Source organism: Rhodococcus sp. MS13 (assembly GCF_013277835.1).
Lineage (GTDB): Bacteria > Actinomycetota > Actinomycetes > Mycobacteriales > Mycobacteriaceae > Rhodococcus_F > Rhodococcus_F erythropolis.
In genome coordinates, this window is sequence record NZ_VBTL01000013.1 from 38,521 (window position 1) to 54,446 (window position 15,926).

Sequence of the window (15,926 nt, forward strand, 5' to 3'; positions counted from 1 at the left end):
CGCGCATGAGCGCGAAGAGCCCACTGACCCAGCAGATCAGCGGAACGATTGCTGCAATCGCAGCGAGGTCCAACAGTTCGGCCGCGCGTCGCATCACGGGGCTGAATGTGTTCTGGGGGGGCGAGGATTCCCAGAATCAGTGACAGGAGGAGAACAGTCATCGTGATGGCGAAGACGACCAATGCATGGTCGCGATGGGTCCATGCCATGCCGCCCAGGAGAGCGAGAACCACCGAGATGCCTGCCGAGATGAGTGGGACCGCCTGATGTGCGCCCGCGTAGGTGCGCCCGCGAAACATCAGCACGACGGCCGTCGCGAATGCGAGAGCAAGGTTCGGCCAGACGATTCCCTGACCGGGCCAGGGCCACGCGAGCGCGACTGCGGCAGTGAGCGCGACCACTGACGTGGCCACGATCAGTCCGGTCAGGTAGCTACGAGCCCGCCCTGCCCTTTCAGTCAACTCGGTCAGCCCGGGCAGTTCGGGCTCGGGCAGTCCGTCGCGATCGTCGTCGAGGGGATTACTCGGCGTCGGAACCGGGGGAAGCGGTAATCGCGCGAACAGCATCGACAGTCGAGCGGTGAACGTGAGAACGATCAATGCTGCGGCAATCACCGCGCTGCTGACGGTTGCGGTGCGCGCCTCGGGAAGCGTCGTCGCGACGGCGAAGGTGCCCACCGCAGCAAGGAGGACGACGAGAAGTGCGGTGAAGACGGCTAATCCGGCACCGCACAAGCGGAGGCAGATCAGAGTCACCGCGGCTGCGAATGCCGAACCGAGAAGGAGATGAGCAGAAAGAACAGTGCCGGGTACGCAGAGGGCGCCGGAGACGAACGCCAGTGGCACCGCTGTGCATCCGAGCGTGATGGAGCTTGCAGTGTCTCCGTACACCCGCGCTGCCACGACGGCGGCGACGGTGAGCACCAAAGACGTCACTCCACCGCAGACAGCGCCGATCAGACCTGTATCGCCGAGGACCAGGGCGAGGGCCGCGACGAGCGCAGCGACGAGGGCGGCGGACGACCCGACAATGCGCGCGGTGATCGGAGTCCAGCGTCGGTAGATGTCTGCATCCGTCGCCGCGACGGTGTACATGATGTCGTCGAAGAGTGGGGGCGGGGCAGCGGTGTCCGCGGCCGCGAGTACGAGCAATTCCCCATCGCGGATTCCATGCTCGTGCAGCGACAGCGTCGGCGCCAGCGGTGCCCTGCCGACTTTCGACAGAGTCCAGTCGACGGGCTCGAATTGTTCGGCGCTGTGGTCGAACTCGTTGAAATTGCTGTGGTTGACAATTGTGTCCACAATGCCCGGAATGACCACCGCGAGTGGAACACGAAGCGGCACCGCAAGATCCACCTGCGAATGGGCTGAAAGTACCGTCAACCTGCACAGTTCGGCAGAATGGGTTACGCGTCGTCCGTTTGCGGTGTGCGCAGCGCTGGTTTCAGTGATGCTGGTCAAGATCTGTCCCCTCCCATGACGCGATTCCCCTGTCACGTCACCCCAGTTCACCCGAACAATACGACATGAACTGTGCGCCTGTGTCGGCGACAGCGCAGACAACAGGTGGCACCGACCCGAGTGTCGGTGTTGTGATCTACTCTCTTGCAATTGCGTGACTACGCCTTGGGGGGCGGGCCGGCGGTAGTCGGACGAGGCGCGTGGCGGCAACAGTTGCAGCACCGATGGGGGTGGGTGAATTGAGCACTGTCAGATTTGCGCGTCGAGCGCGCCGTGAATCGCCGCGTACACCGGGCGGCGAGGTGACGCTTCAGGCCCCACCGGAGATTCCTCGCGTCACGCCGGGAAACCTACTGACCAAACTACTTCCGGTGATCATGGTGGTTGCCATGATCGGCATGGTGGCGCTGATGTTCTCTTCCGGCATGGCGCGCAATCCGATGTCCCTGCTGTTTCCGGTCATGATGATGGTGTCGATGCTCGGGATGCTCGCCGGGGGCGGTCGTAGCGGTGGAGCACGAGCGTCCGAAGCGAACGAGGACCGCAAGGACTACCTGCGGTACCTGGATCAGATGCGCAGCGATGTTGCTGCGACGTCTGGTGCGCAGCGTGCTGCTCTCGAGTGGAGCAATCCCGAGCCGTCGCAGCTTTGGACACTGGCCGGGACTGTGCGGATGTGGGAACGTCAGATCACCGACTCGGACTACTGCCACGTTCGGGTCGGTCTGGGTGCACAGCGATTGGCCACCAGACTTGTATCGCCGGAGACCGGGCCGGTCGAGGATCTCGAACCCGTCGCTGCTGTCTCACTTCGGCGATTCGTCCGTGCGCATTCGGTTGTAAAGGACCTGCCGACCGCCGTCTCGCTTCGCGGATTTGCTGCAATGTCCATTGAGGGGCAGAGGGATTCCGCTCGAGCGCTCGTCCGCTCGATGTTGATGCAGCTGTGCACTTTCCACGGTCCGGACACCGTCCAAGTTGCAGTGGTGTGCGGTCCCGATACCGAAGCCGAGTGGGAGTGGGTCAAGTGGCTCCCACACGTGCAACACCCGGAATCTCAGGACGGCGCCGGCACTTCACGCATGGTGTTCGGTTCGTATCTCGAGTTCGAAAGTTCCCTCGGGGAAACGCTTTCGATGCGTGCTCGATTTGCTCGCAACACTCCAGCGAGTGCGGGCGTTCCGCATCTCGTGTTGGTCGTGGACGGTGGCTTGCTCGAAGGTGACACCGGCCTGTTGTCCGAAACCGGGCTCGACTCGGTGACCGTCCTCGACCTGTGCGGGTTCTGCCCGCGGCTGGCGGCGGCGCGTGGTTTGCGACTGGTCGTCGGTAGCGATCAGATCGGCGCGGTGAGCAGCGCAGGAGTCGAGAATTTTGCGACGCCTGACGCCGCGACAACGAGCCTGGCGCAGTCGTTCGGACGTCGCATCGCACCGTTCCGTGCGGCATCGCAGAACGCCGTGGACGCGACTGACGACGACCGATCCCTTCGGACCTGGAGCCAGATGTTGGGGATAGGAAATGTTGCGAGGTTCAATCCTGAACATGGCTGGCTGCCACGTCAGGGGCGCGACCGACTCCGCGTGCCGATCGGTGTCGGACAAGATGGAAACCCTGTCGAACTGGATCTGAAGGAGTCGGCCGAGAACGGTATGGGTCCGCACGGGCTGTGTATCGGAGCCACCGGTTCTGGTAAGTCGGAGTTCCTGCGAACCTTGGTACTCGGCCTGATCGCGACGCACTCACCCAACGCACTGAACCTCGTCCTGATCGACTTCAAAGGTGGTGCAACCTTTCTCGGCCTGGAGGAGGCGCCGCACGTTGCTGCGATCATCACCAACCTTGCCGAGGAATTGGCGATGGTCGATCGTATGAAGGACGCACTCGCCGGCGAAATGAATCGTCGACAGGAACTGCTGCGTGCGGCAGGAAACTTCGCAAACGTGTCCGATTACGAGAAGGCGAGGCTGGCCGGCGCTGCACTCGATCCGTTGCCTGCACTCTTCGTCGTTGTCGACGAGTTTTCCGAACTGCTCAGTCAACAGCCGGAATTTGCCGAATTGTTCGTGGCCATCGGGCGATTGGGCAGGTCACTTCACATTCACCTGCTGCTGGCCAGTCAGCGGCTCGACGAAGGAAAGCTTCGGGGTCTCGACAGCCATCTTTCGTATCGCGTCGGTTTGAAAACGTTCTCGGCGAACGAGTCCCGTTCCGTTCTCGGCGTTCCCGATGCTTATCACCTGCCGGGCACACCCGGTGCGGGATACCTGAAGTCCGATTCTGCGGAGATCGTTCGCTTCCAAGGTGCATACGTGTCAGGCCCGTACGAGGGCGAGCGGATAGTGCCCACTCGATTCTCGGTAGATTCCCCCGTCGAACTCGCGCCGCTGCCGTTTACCGCGACGCCCGTGGTCGGGCCAGAGGCTGTTGTCGTTCCCGTCGAGCCCGATGTCATCGACATGGGCGAAATCGGTGACGATGCACGTACTCTCATGGGAGTCCTCGTCGACCGCATGCGCTCTCACGGTCCACGCGCGCACGAGGTGTGGTTACCGCCGCTCGAGGCATCCCCGACGCTTGACCAGTTGTTGCCGCGGTGGGCGGCCGGTGATCAACCTCGCGGAAATCTGAGCGCACCCTTCGGCGTAGTCGACAGGCCGTTCGATCAGCGCCGCGATCTTCTCGTCGCCGATCTGAACGGATCAACGGGCAACCTCGCGATCGTCGGCGGCCCGCAGTCGGGAAAGTCGACGGCCTTGCGCACGTTGATCTTGTCTCTGAGCATGACGCACACGCCGGAACAGATTCAGTTCTACTGCCTCGACTTCGGAGGTGGAACGCTCCTCGGATTGAAAGATCTGCCGCACGTCGGATCGGTGGCAAACCGCTTGGATTCCGACCGCGTCCGCCGCACGGTTGCCGAGGTACTCGGTGTGGTCGCGAAACGAGAGCGACTGTTTCGTGACCTCGGCATCGACTCCATGGCTGATTTCCGAGGATTGCGAACAGCTGATCCTGCCGGGGAAGGTGTGGCGGCGGGACTCCGAGATGACCCGTACGGTGACGTCTTCCTCGTCGTCGATGGTTGGCCCAGCGTTCGTTCGGATTTCGAATCACTCGAGCCTCAGATCAACATGCTCGCCGGTCAAGGTTTGTCCTTCGGTGTGCACGTGATCGTCACGACGTCGAGATGGGCCGAGATCCGGCCGGCACTCAAGGATCAACTGGGTACTCGCATCGAACTTCGATTGGGTGATCCGGGAGATTCGGATGCGGGTCGCCAGAAAGCCAGCCTGGTGCCGGAAGGTCGACCGGGTCGTGGCATCACGCGCGACGGGCTTCACCTTCTCACCGGACTACCTCGAATCGGCGGTTCGCCCGGTAGTGAGAATTCCGGTGGGTCTGTGGCGTCGACGGTCGAACATATTGCAGCCATGTCGAATTCGCGCCCGGCGCCCACCGTGCGGATGCTTCCGGATTCGTACTCGCGGGCAGAACTTCTCGAAGCTGTCGGGACCCGGTGGCCCTCACCGAGTGCGGCCGACGGTCGGTGCCTCACCGTGCCGATCGGGCTCGGTGAGACCGACCTCTCCCCGGTGTACATGGACTTCCGGGAACACCCGCACCTCTTGATATTCGGCGACACCGCGTGTGGCAAGACATCTCTTTTGCGCGGAATAGCGGAAGGGATCATCGCGTCGAACACACCGGCGCAGGCCAAGTTGATTATCGGTGACTATCGGCATTCCCTGCTGGGAGTGGTCGAAGGGAATCACCTCGGCGGTTACTCGGCGTCGTCGACGACCTTCGGTGAGTTGATGGTCGACTTGGCTCGGATCGTCGCCGCCAGAATGCCGAACGCCGAAACAACACAGCAGCAATTGCGGGAAAGGTCGTGGTGGAGTGGACCGGAGATTTATGTACTGATCGACGACTACGACCTTGTGGCCACACCGAGTGGTAATCCGGTGGCGCCGTTGCTCGAGTACATTCCGCATTCCAAGGACATCGGTTTGCACCTGGTGATTGCCCGCCGTTCCGGTGGCGCGGCCAGAGCACTCTACGAGCCGGTCATTGCGAGAATTCGCGACATGGCACCGGCCGGATTGATCATGAGCGGAAGTCGCGACGAGGGAAATCTCGTCGGCACCGTCCGCGCGTCGGCATTGCCGGAAGGTCGTGGGGTCTACGTTTCTCGGTCGCAAACCCAACTTGTCCAAGTTCCGTGGATGCCACCGCTGTGACCGTTCCGTCCTTGGTGTCGGTCTCGCTACATTGGGGTGCATCCAATATCTGGGTCGTCTCGGGTCAACGCGAATTCTGTTGCAGTGCAGACCTCAGACGCGAACCGGCGTCGGGTCCCGGTACGACCGGTGAAAATGCGATCGATTACGTCGACGACGATTATGTCGACGTAGATGGTCGGATTGTCCCCACCGTCTTGGAGCTGGCCAGGCTGATCTCCAGTGCGATGGACGGGTGCGGAATCGTCGATGCAGACATCCTCTATCTCAGCCATCCCTCGGATTGGGGTGCCCCACGTAGGCGGCGATTGCTCGATGCCGCACGGCGAGTGGCGCACGACGTCGTCCTCGTTCCGACGTCGGTCGCGGCGGCGAGGTCGGCTCGTACAGCCTGGCGATCACGGTGTGTCGTCCTCGAACTGCGTGGCGGAATGGTGGTCGCTTCTGTTGTCAGCGAGGTCGACGGTGAACTCCGAATCGACGGGGCACAAAGTTCGGCGATCGCAGACGCTGCGGGGTTGTTTTCCGGAATCGGGGACTTGTCGGTTCGGGACGCTGTGGTGTTGGTCGGGCCGCGCTCGCATGCCGTTGCGGCTTCGCTCGAACGTGGGTCGACGAATGTCCACGGCCACGCGAGCATTCGAATTCTGGACGAGAGTCGGGTGGCGTCGTCTCTGGTGGATCCTCGGACGCTCGTTCGCCAGACAACTGCGCGGGACAGTTCCGGTCGAATCGTCGACAATTCAGCTTTTGGCGCCGGGTGGGTAGGCGATCCGGATGGCGCGATGTCGATTCCTTCCGTGCACTCGACTGCCTCCTCGCCCCGTCGAGTCGGCGGGTGGCACGGAGGCCGTCGATGGTTCGCGGCGGCGCTTGCGGTGCTCGCCGTCGTCGCTGCGGTCGCGGCAACGGTCGTGGTGTCGACTCGCGATCGAGGCGATTCTCGGTTGGCGGACTCGGTTGCAGCTACGGCGGAAGGCAAAGCCGAGATCGTGGAGGCGTCGAAAGAGCAGGAAAAGCCTGCGCCGAAGACTTCGATTCCGTCGATCGAGTCCGGTGTCACGCCGGAACTCACGCGTGTGGAGGTGGGGAGCGTTGCAGCAGAGCTGCCTTCCGATTGGAAGCTTCTGTCACGAGGGACCTCGAGCGGGCGCACCGATTTGATACCCAGTTCCGGCGCTGATCGCAAGATCGTGGTCATCGAGAAAAGTCTTGCGGAAGGTGCTGGATTCGATTCCGTCGAAGCCGCTTTGCGTCAGCAGTTTTCGGCGTTCGAGGACCCATTGCGGTTCGGAGAGTTTTCTGTGATCGACGATGCCGCAGGAAAACAGGCAGTGGTGTACGTCGAGTTTCCGGACGATTTCTCCGAGGTGCGTTGGCACGTGTACGTCGACAACGGTCGGCAAGTGAGTATCGGCTGCCAGTATCTGGTCGGTGAGTGGGACAGTCTCGAAGCGGACTGCCTGCGGATGTGGCAGTCACTCGAATTCACGCCCTGACCGGATCGGTCGGTTCTGCAAACATTCTTCGATCGGGCCGGAACCGTTGGCACGGAGGTCGCGTCAAAGTATGTGTAGCGCACATCAGGGAGTTCCGCTCGACCCCGGTGCACATCCGACGGACAAGCCGTCGTGGGTGGTCGCCGATACCGAACGGTACTCACCGAATCCAGGGGGACGACATGGGCTTTACCGCAACTACCGCTGAATTGATCGATTCGGCGGGGACCATCGACGGACATCTCGGTGACATCAGGGGACTGGTCAACGCTGTTCGGTCGGAGGCCGACGCTTCGCACAATTCGTGGAACGGTGCGGCGCAGGTCGAATACGCAGGAATCATGGAGCGATACAACAGCGCGGCCCTGAAGTTGGACACTGCTCTGACCGACATCTGCGAGCAGATCAAACAGGCTGCGGGAACCTTCGACTCGACCGAAGACGACAACGTCAGCTCGCTTCGCGGCGCGACGGTGAACATGTCCTGACCGTCAGCTCTTCGCCGTTCGATCAAGCAGTCCTCAGCCAGTAGTTCTCACAAAGTTCTCTCCAGTCACACCGAACCGGGAGCAGTTATGTCCGACAGGATCAAGTACGACTTCGGCGGCCTCGCAATGCTGTCCGATCAGATGAAACAGCAGGCCAAAGCGATCAACGACAAGCAGGGCGACATCAAGGTTGTCGTCGACAAGCTGCAAGCAGGCTGGGAAGGGGCAGGTTCCGAAGCCTGGAACGACGCACAGCGCCGCTGGGCCCAGGCGTCCGAAGAACTGAACATGGTTCTCGCGCAGATCGCCGGAGCGACGGCGAGCGGCTCGGAGAAGATGCAGGAAGCTGACCGGATCGCCGCAAACGGGTTCGGTCGCTGACAACATTCATGTCGTGACGACACCCCGACTGCCCCGGTACCGTCAGGTTGCCGGGGCAGTCGCATGTCGATCGCTTACCCGCTGGTTCCCGACGAGGGCATTGTCGGCGGAGATGGCTGCGCTTTGACCTGGCAGCGGGTAGACCGGTATCGTCTATCGGTGGCGTGCCGTAGGGCTCCGGCAGAAATGCGTGGAGACCGGCGGTTCTCGGGTCTCAACTGGCCGCCGAGGATCGTTTACGCGATACGCACATGGTCAGCAGTGGAATGAATTAAGACGAGGAAGATCTGTGTCTACGTACACCCCGAAGGCCGGAGATGTGACCCACTCGTGGCACGTCATCGACGCCACTGACGTGGTGCTCGGCCGTCTTGCCGTTCAGGCAGCGAACTTGCTGCGTGGCAAGCACAAGCCCACCTACGCGCCGCACATCGACGGTGGTGACTTCGTTGTCATCATCAACGCTGAGAAGGTTGCCATCAGCGGCAACAAGCTGCAGGGCAAGAACGTTTACCACCACTCCGGATTCCCGGGTGGCCTGAAGTCCCGCACTGTCGGTGAGGTCCTCGACAGGACCCCCGATCGTCTCGTCGAGAAGGCCATTGTCGGCATGCTCCCCAAGACGAAGCTCGGCCGCGCAATGAGCAGCAAGCTCAAGGTCTACGCGGGCCCGAATCACCCCCACACCGCGCAGCAGCCGGTGCCGTTCGAGATCAAGCAGGTCGCACAGTGACATCGCCGGAAGAGCAGAACGTGTCCGAAGAGAACATCGAAGCAGTGGAAGAGCTTGTCGCCGCTGACGCAGTCGAGGTCATCGAAGAGGTTGCTGCAGCTACGCTCGCACCGATCGTCCTCGATCGCCCGGTCCAGACCGTCGGTCGCCGCAAGGAGGCTGTCGTTCGCGTTCGGATGACTCCCGGTACCGGTCAGTTCAAGCTCAACGGCCGTACGTTGGAGGATTACTTCCCCAACAAGGTTCACCAGCAGCTGATCAAGGCTCCGCTGGTGCTCGTCGAGCGTCCCGAGTCTTTCGACATCATTGCACTGCTGCACGGTGGCGGCCCGTCCGGTCAGGCAGGCGCACTGCGTCTGGCTATCGCGCGCGCACTCATCGAGGTAACCCCTGATGATCGTCCGGCCCTCAAGCGTGCAGGCTTCCTGACGCGTGACGCCCGCGCGGTCGAGCGTAAGAAGTACGGCCTGAAGAAGGCTCGTAAGGCATCGCAGTACTCCAAGCGCTGATGCTTTGCCGAGGTTGACCCGACGGGTCTGCTTCGGCACCTGTTCACCACAAGAGCGGGCGTCCATCGTTACCGGACGCTCGCTCTTGTGTTTCTCGGAGAAATTCCATTCTCGAGTTTCATTCTCGAGGTTCACAGGATTCAGGAGTCGTTCTATGGGTCGGTTGTTCGGTACTGACGGTGTTCGTGGACTTGCCAATTCGGATCTGACTGCAGATCTTGCATTGAGATTGGCAGTTGCCGCGGCGAGCGTACTGACAGCCGGCACTTCGGATGCCCGTCCGACCGCCGTGATCGGCCGCGATCCTCGCGCCAGCGGTGAGATGCTTCAAGCCGCGGTGACGGCCGGGTTGAGTTCCGCAGGCGTCGACGTGCTCGACGTGGGTATCCTTCCGACTCCGGCAGTTGCATACTTGACGGCAAAGCTCGAAGCCAGTCTCGGTGTCATGATTTCTGCATCGCATAATCCCATGCCGGACAACGGAATCAAGATTTTCGCGGCCGGTGGGCACAAGTTGGATGACGCTGTCGAGGTGGCGATCGAGGACGCGCTCGACGGCACTGCGCCGCCGGTCCTTCCGACAGGTGCCGGGATAGGCCGAGTCCGTGCGGTCGACGATGCCGCTCAGCTGTACCTTGCACATCTGGCGAGCGCGGCGAGCGAGCCGCTCGCTGGACTTACCGTTGTCGTCGACTGCGCCAACGGCGCTGCTTCCGCGCTCGCACCGGTTGCCTACGCAGCAGCGGGCGCTCGTGTCATCGCGATCAGCGCAGATCCCGACGGCCTCAACATCAACGACGGCTGCGGATCGACGCACCTGGAGAATCTTCAGAAAGCGGTAGTCGATCACGGGGCGGACCTAGGCCTCGCGCACGACGGCGACGCCGACCGCTGCTTGGCCGTCGACGAGACCGGCGCGGTGGTCGATGGTGACGCGATCATGGCTGTTCTGGCGATCGCGATGAACGAGGCCGGGGAGTTGGTCGAGAACACTCTCGTCGCGACTGTCATGAGCAATCTCGGTTTGCACATCGCGATGCGCGAGGCAGGCATCAACATCGTGACTGCTGCCGTAGGCGACCGCTACGTCTTGGAGGAACTGCGCGCGGGCGGATACAGCCTCGGTGGCGAGCAGTCAGGCCATGTTGTGTTGCCGGCGTTCGGCACCACGGGCGACGGAATTCTCACCGGTCTCAGGCTGCTCGGACGCATGGCTCGTACGCGTAAGTCGGCATCGGTACTGGCTGCAACGATGACCACCCTCCCGCAAGTGCTGATCAACGTGAAGGTCGGGGACAAGGCGGCAGTCGCAGCGTCGCCGTCGGTACTTGCAGCAGTCGCGGACGCCGAGCGCGTTCTCGGTGACGGTGGTCGAGTGCTCCTGCGCCCGTCCGGGACAGAGCAACTGGTCCGCGTCATGGTCGAGGCCACCGAACTTCCGCTCGCGCAGAAGCTGGCTGACGAGTTGGCCGAGATCGTCGGTTCGGTGTAGCCCCTCATTGCGCCTTCGCGTTTTGAGGGAACGTAATTGCGCCCTGCTGCGTCCAAGGAGTCAAAGGCCGCTCGACGTGCGAGTGGTTCCGTTGAAACTTGGGGGCGCTCGTGGATGTCGACCGCGCTGGAACAGATGAATTGGCACGCCATGCGGTGTCGGTGGCCCAGGGTCTGCGCGATTCTGCCGAGCCGATCAAGCATTTGCGAGGGGACGGTGCCGCTTCGGGCCGTGACTACGCCGAGCACGGAGCCGCGTTGGAGTCGGCATTGGCGGTCCTGAATTCTCGCTTGACTGGCCGTGCGGATCTTCTCGATACGTTGGCGCGCCGGCTTTCCTCTTCGGCTGAGGCAATCACTGAGGTGGATCGTGAGGGTGCGCGGCGGGTGCGGGACTCCGGCGGGTCGGCCTCGTGATACCGAACAGCCTTACAGCCCAGGCAGTACCGAACGGCCCGTGTTCTTTCGAAGATATTCTTGCACTGCGTGATTCACATGCTCATCCCGACGAAATTCTGGAAGCGGGCGCTAGCGGACTGCAGTTCTTCGGCCGATTTCACGACCTGGCCACTCGGTTGGGTTTCGAAGAACGGATGCTTACCTCCTATGAGGATGCATATCGCGCAGAGGCGGGCATCGATATCGCGGCACTGACGCGAGACATGTCGGACATGGCTGCGGCGGTGGACGGTTCGGTCGCGGAGATCGCGATGCTGACGGTCCTGGCCGAGAATCTTCCCGCAGTGTGGAATGTTTCCGGCGTGGATGCGGTCGTCGATCAGGTCTTCGCCGCGCGGCGCGAAGCTCGGTCCGATGCGGATTCGGCGCCACTGTTGATCACGCTAGCCGACGAACTTGCGCGGACTGTTCGAACGGCTTTGGCAGACAAAGCTTTCAAGGTGGCCAGCCTCGACCGGGCGACCATCGGCGGTCTGGGTGCGGGGGAGATCGATCAGCTGGCTCACGTCGCTTCCAGCGGTCGTGGCGCGGCGCCATGGTTGGACACTGTTTTTCGGTCGGCGTATCTGGATGCCCGCGACGAATTCGACAGGGCGTGCGCGCAGTGTGCGAGCGCGGTAGGCGATGCTTTTGATGCCGCGACTCAATGGGTGACAGACGCCTTCCCGTCGACCTTGCCAGTCGCCGAGACAATCGAATCCGCTGCCGCGGCTGCGCCGATCTCTTTCTCGATCGGCGGCAACACGTGGGGCTTCTCGATTGCGCCCGACGGTCGTGGGGTGAGTCTCGATGTCGCCGGTGCTGACGGGAACTCTGTGTCTGTCACCGTGGAGTTGGACGAAAACGGTTGGCCGAGAATAGTTTTTGATGCCGGTCAGGAGGCGGTCATGCAGGAGACATACCCGCAAGAAGCGTCCCAGCCCGCGACACTTCAACCCGAAATTCCCCAGCCCGATAATCCCCAGCCCGAGATACCGGTTGAAACCACCGCCGAAGTCTCGCCCGCGCCGGACCCGGAGCCGCCTGTCACAGTCCCGGACGAGTCGATCGCCGGCCCCGACGGAGAGACGGGCGCTGAGCTGGCCGGAGCTGGTCCGCTGTGAAGTCCGTTCACGCGCCCTTCGAAGAGATCCGTCGAACTCTCGATTCTCAACTCGAGGACTTCCGTGAGCGCAGAGCGCTCGAGGACTTCCGTGAGCGCAGAGCGGCAGTGGCGAGCGAGGAATCGCGCCAGGAGCCGCCGTCCGAAACGACGTCTGCCGATAACGACACGGAAGGGTCGGTCAGATCCGGCCCGTATCTGCGATCCGCGTCAGAGCCGACGACGACGCCGACGAAGCCGTGCTCGCCGCCGGAGTCGGGGGCGGGCACGGACTCCTACTTACGCAACAGCTGGCTGGCCCGCGCGTCGGAGTGAGGTTCAACCGGGAGCAACGGCGCCGTGTGTGGAATCTCGACATCAGGATCAGCAAAGTCCTGGTACTTCTTGTCGCCGGTCAGATGGAACAACAGGAAGCCCGTGAGCAGGCACCGTGTGGCGGACTGTGTCTTGCGCTCGGATCCACCGAGGCCCAGGGCTCCGAGGAGTCGGCGGCCTTCGATCAGTCCGGCGTCTTGGCCGTCGTTCACGGTGCGTGCGACGACGGGGCCGCCCCACTCCACGCTCAGCGGGCGCGCATTGCTGGTCAAGGAATCGACGTCGTCTTGGCCGGCAAGGATCAATCCGGGCGCTGTGATCTTCGACGCGTAGTTCTCCGCCTTGGGTGCTGTCGGGGCCGGGAACAGCGCGGCTACCGCACCGACATCCCCGCGCTGCGCTGCGGCCAGTACCGCCGCGCCCGCGCCCATGCCGTGACCGGCAAAGGCGACTCGATCGGGGTGGACGCTGATCTGGCCAGGGCCGAGTCGTACGCCGACGCAGATGTCGAGCGTCGCTCGAAGATCTGCAGCCAAGCCGAGATGGGACGGGACCGGACCGCGTTCGCTGTCGGGCGCCGCTGCGACAATTCCCCAGGAAGCGAGGTGCTGGAGTGTCTGCTCGTACTTGTGGGACCCGACCATCCACCCGTGCGCGAAGGCAACGGCGGGGAGATTGAAACCGGTTTCCGGCGTGTACACGACACCCGGCTGTCCGGCCAGGGCGAGGTTGCCGCGGAGAACTCGGTGCGGGCCGCGCTTGGACAGCTCACGGGTCAGTGTCTTCAGTTTCGGTGCCACGGTTGAAGACGTTATCCGATGAGCGCCTCGTGTATGCGGAGCCGACGCTGCAACCGGCTGGGGGATGTCTGTGGAACCGCAAAATGCGCCCACCGCCGATGTCCAAGTACCCTGAGTCACCATGTGCGGAATCGTGGGATACGTCGGCCACCGCCCAGCTCTGGGCGTTGTGGTGGAGGCTTTACGGCGAATGGAGTATCGCGGGTACGACTCGTCGGGAATCGCGATTCTCGACGGAACCGGTGGGGTCGAGATCGAGCGTAAGGCCGGTAAGTTGGCCAACCTCGAGGCGGAGCTCGGCGAGTACGGCGCGGATCACTTTGTCGGTACGTCGGGTATGGGTCATACCCGGTGGGCGACGCATGGGCGACCGACCGACCGTAATGCGCATCCGCATCGTGATGCGTCGGGCAAGCTGGCTGTCGTTCACAACGGAATCATCGAGAATTTCGCCCCGCTGCGTGCGGAGCTCGAGGCTGCAGGCGTCGAGCTTCAGAGCGACACGGATTCCGAGGTGGCAGTTCACCTGGTAGCCCGGGCGTACTCCGACGGGCCGACGGCAGGTGATTTCATCGAGAGTGCGCTGTCGGTGGTTCGTCGGTTGGAAGGTGCGTTCACGCTCGTCTTCACGCACGCCGACCACGCGGACACGATTGTCGCCGCCCGCCGCTCGACGCCGCTCGTCGTCGGTGTCGGTGAGGGCGAGATGTTCCTCGGCTCCGACGTCGCTGCGTTCATCGAGCACACACGCGATGCGGTTGAACTCGGACAGGATCAGGCAGTGGTGATCACTGCCGACAGCTATCGGATCTCCGACTTCGCGGGCAACGAGGCAGAGGGGCGCCCGTTCCGCATCGACTGGGATCTCGCGGCCGCCGAAAAGGGTGGTCACGACTACTTCATGCTCAAGGAGATCGAAGAGCAGCCGACCGCTGTCGCCGACACGCTCCTCGGCCACTTCGAGAACGGGAAGATCGTCCTCGACGAGCAGCGGTTGTCCGATCAGGAACTGCGCGACGTCGACAAGGTGTTTGTCGTCGCCTGCGGTAGTGCCTACCACTCCGGACTGTTGGCGAAGTACGCGATCGAGCATTGGACGCGTCTACCTGTCGAGGTCGAACTCGCCAGCGAATTCCGTTACCGCGACCCGGTTCTGGATCGCTCGACGCTTGTTGTCGCGATCTCGCAGTCGGGGGAGACGGCGGACACACTCGAAGCGGTCAAGCACGCCAAGGACCAGAAGGCACGCGTCCTGGCGATCTGCAACACCAACGGTGCACAGATCCCGCGCGAAGCCGACGCCGTTCTCTACACGCGGGCAGGACCGGAAATCGCGGTTGCGTCGACCAAGGCCTTCCTGGCGCAGGTGACCGCGAACTACCTCGTCGGTTTGGCTTTGGCGCAGGCTCGCGGCACCAAGTATCCGGACGAGGTTGCGCGCGAGTACGCCGACCTCGAAGCTATGCCCGCATTGGTCAGCAAGGTGCTCGAGACGGCAGAACCGGTGCGTGCGTTGGCACGCCAGTTCGCGCACGCGTCGACCGTGCTGTTCCTGGGGCGCCACGTCGGCTACCCGGTGGCGCTCGAGGGTGCGCTCAAGCTCAAGGAGCTTGCGTACATGCACGCCGAGGGCTTTGCCGCCGGTGAGCTCAAGCACGGCCCGATCGCGCTGATCGAGGAGGACCTTCCGGTCATCATCGTCATGCCGTCGCCGCAGGGTCGCGCTGTCCTGCACTCGAAGTTGGTGTCCAACATTCAGGAGATCAAGGCGCGCGGGGCAACGACTATCGTCATCGCGGAGGAAGGCGATACCGTCGCCGCGGCGCACGCGGATCACCTGATCGAGATTCCGCCGTCACCGACTCTGCTGCAGCCGTTGCTGTCCACGGTTCCGTTGCAGATCTTTGCGGCCGAGGTTGCCGCGGCGCGCGGATACGACGTCGACAAGCCGCGTAACCTGGCGAAATCGGTTACGGTCGAATAGTTTTCGTAGGGAAATTCGGGCCCCGCAGTCGAAAGACTGTGGGGCCCGAGTGCGTTACGGCGTCTCGACGACGACGGTTCCGCGCATCTCGGGATGCGGTGTACAGGTGTAGTCGTAGGTTCCGGGTTCGGTGAACGTGTAGGTGTAAGTTCCCGATTTCTTGAGTGGGCTGCGGAGTTTGCCCTTGGCGTCTCCGAGGCCGTTGACGTCGTGGGCCATTCCGTTGTCGTCGAATACCCACGTGACGGTGTCGCCGACGTTCACGGTGATGGAAGCGGGGGAGTACGCCATCCCGGAGATGGTCACCACGGGTCCGCTCGCCGTCGTTTCGGCCGCAGATGGTGTGGAGTCGGTGCCGGAACTGCACCCGACCAGACCGAGAGCGAGGACGAGTCCCGCGATTGCCGGGCGAAGACGTGATTTCATGGTTTCGAGGGTAGCGACGGCAACTGAAGGGTTCC

General features: G+C 62.8%; 13 protein-coding genes and 1 pseudogene. 10 read left to right on the forward strand and 4 right to left on the reverse strand.

What is annotated here, in order from left to right; translation table 11 throughout:
* Positions 1 to 158: 158 nt before the first annotated feature.
* Positions 159 to 1,682, reverse strand: a pseudogene (eccD, locus tag FEZ59_RS25890) (type VII secretion integral membrane protein EccD); the annotation flags it as partial.
* A 2-nt stretch (positions 1,683 to 1,684) separates the two neighbouring features.
* Between eccD and eccCa the strand changes: the two are divergent.
* From eccCa to FEZ59_RS25935, 9 genes are all read left to right on the forward strand, one after another.
* On the forward strand, positions 1,685 to 5,704 hold the full coding sequence (eccCa, locus tag FEZ59_RS25895) for a type VII secretion protein EccCa (RefSeq protein ID WP_242459947.1): 4,020 nt from the start codon (positions 1,685 to 1,687) through the stop codon (positions 5,702 to 5,704).
* A complete protein-coding gene (locus tag FEZ59_RS25900) occupies positions 5,701 to 7,203 on the forward strand; it encodes a type VII secretion-associated protein (protein ID WP_172933405.1) in 1,503 nt (500 codons plus the stop codon). Before eccCa ends, FEZ59_RS25900 begins: the two co-directional genes overlap by 4 nt.
* Before the next feature lie 182 nt (positions 7,204 to 7,385).
* Positions 7,386 to 7,691 (forward strand): WXG100 family type VII secretion target, encoded by a 306-nt coding sequence (locus tag FEZ59_RS25905; protein WP_003940986.1) that lies wholly within the window; start codon positions 7,386 to 7,388, stop codon positions 7,689 to 7,691.
* A gap of 87 nt (positions 7,692 to 7,778) precedes the next feature.
* Positions 7,779 to 8,072 (forward strand): WXG100 family type VII secretion target, encoded by a 294-nt coding sequence (locus tag FEZ59_RS25910; protein ID WP_003940975.1) that lies wholly within the window; start codon positions 7,779 to 7,781, stop codon positions 8,070 to 8,072.
* A gap of 289 nt (positions 8,073 to 8,361) precedes the next feature.
* Complete coding sequence (gene rplM / locus FEZ59_RS25915; RefSeq protein WP_019747566.1) at positions 8,362 to 8,805, forward strand: 50S ribosomal protein L13; 444 nt, start codon at positions 8,362 to 8,364, stop codon at positions 8,803 to 8,805.
* Positions 8,802 to 9,314, forward strand: coding sequence for a 30S ribosomal protein S9 (gene rpsI / locus FEZ59_RS30175; RefSeq protein WP_060938798.1), 513 nt, complete (start codon positions 8,802 to 8,804; stop codon positions 9,312 to 9,314). The genes rplM and rpsI overlap by 4 nt, the downstream gene beginning before the upstream one ends.
* A 154-nt stretch (positions 9,315 to 9,468) precedes the next feature.
* Positions 9,469 to 10,806, forward strand: a complete 1,338-nt coding sequence (gene glmM / locus FEZ59_RS25925) for a phosphoglucosamine mutase (protein ID WP_020906918.1) — start codon at positions 9,469 to 9,471, stop codon at positions 10,804 to 10,806.
* A gap of 110 nt (positions 10,807 to 10,916) precedes the next feature.
* On the forward strand, positions 10,917 to 11,222 hold the full coding sequence (locus tag FEZ59_RS25930; RefSeq protein ID WP_172933406.1) for a hypothetical protein: 306 nt from the start codon (positions 10,917 to 10,919) through the stop codon (positions 11,220 to 11,222).
* A gap of 176 nt (positions 11,223 to 11,398) precedes the next feature.
* Positions 11,399 to 12,367, forward strand: coding sequence for a hypothetical protein (locus tag FEZ59_RS25935; protein ID WP_230544063.1), 969 nt, complete (start codon positions 11,399 to 11,401; stop codon positions 12,365 to 12,367).
* 46 nt (positions 12,368 to 12,413) lie between these two features.
* Here the strand turns inward: FEZ59_RS25935 and FEZ59_RS25940 are convergent, their stop codons facing one another.
* Together FEZ59_RS25940 and FEZ59_RS25945 are read right to left on the reverse strand one after the other, a co-directional pair.
* Positions 12,414 to 12,635, reverse strand: coding sequence for a hypothetical protein (locus FEZ59_RS25940; protein WP_021343574.1), 222 nt, complete (start codon positions 12,633 to 12,635; stop codon positions 12,414 to 12,416).
* Positions 12,636 to 12,641: 6 nt separating this feature from the next.
* On the reverse strand, positions 12,642 to 13,481 hold the full coding sequence (locus tag FEZ59_RS25945) for a dienelactone hydrolase family protein (protein WP_020969056.1): 840 nt from the start codon (positions 13,479 to 13,481) through the stop codon (positions 12,642 to 12,644).
* A gap of 121 nt (positions 13,482 to 13,602) precedes the next feature.
* On the opposite strand from FEZ59_RS25945, the gene glmS reads away from it, so the two are divergent.
* Positions 13,603 to 15,465, forward strand: coding sequence for a glutamine--fructose-6-phosphate transaminase (isomerizing) (glmS, locus tag FEZ59_RS25950; RefSeq protein WP_172933407.1), 1,863 nt, complete (start codon positions 13,603 to 13,605; stop codon positions 15,463 to 15,465).
* A gap of 54 nt (positions 15,466 to 15,519) precedes the next feature.
* Here glmS and FEZ59_RS25955 read toward each other — a convergent pair whose 3' ends face one another.
* The gene (locus tag FEZ59_RS25955) at positions 15,520 to 15,891 is read right to left on the reverse strand and encodes a cupredoxin family copper-binding protein (protein WP_019747573.1); all 372 of its coding nucleotides are present in this window, start codon (positions 15,889 to 15,891) and stop codon (positions 15,520 to 15,522) included.
* Positions 15,892 to 15,926 lie beyond the last annotated feature (35 nt).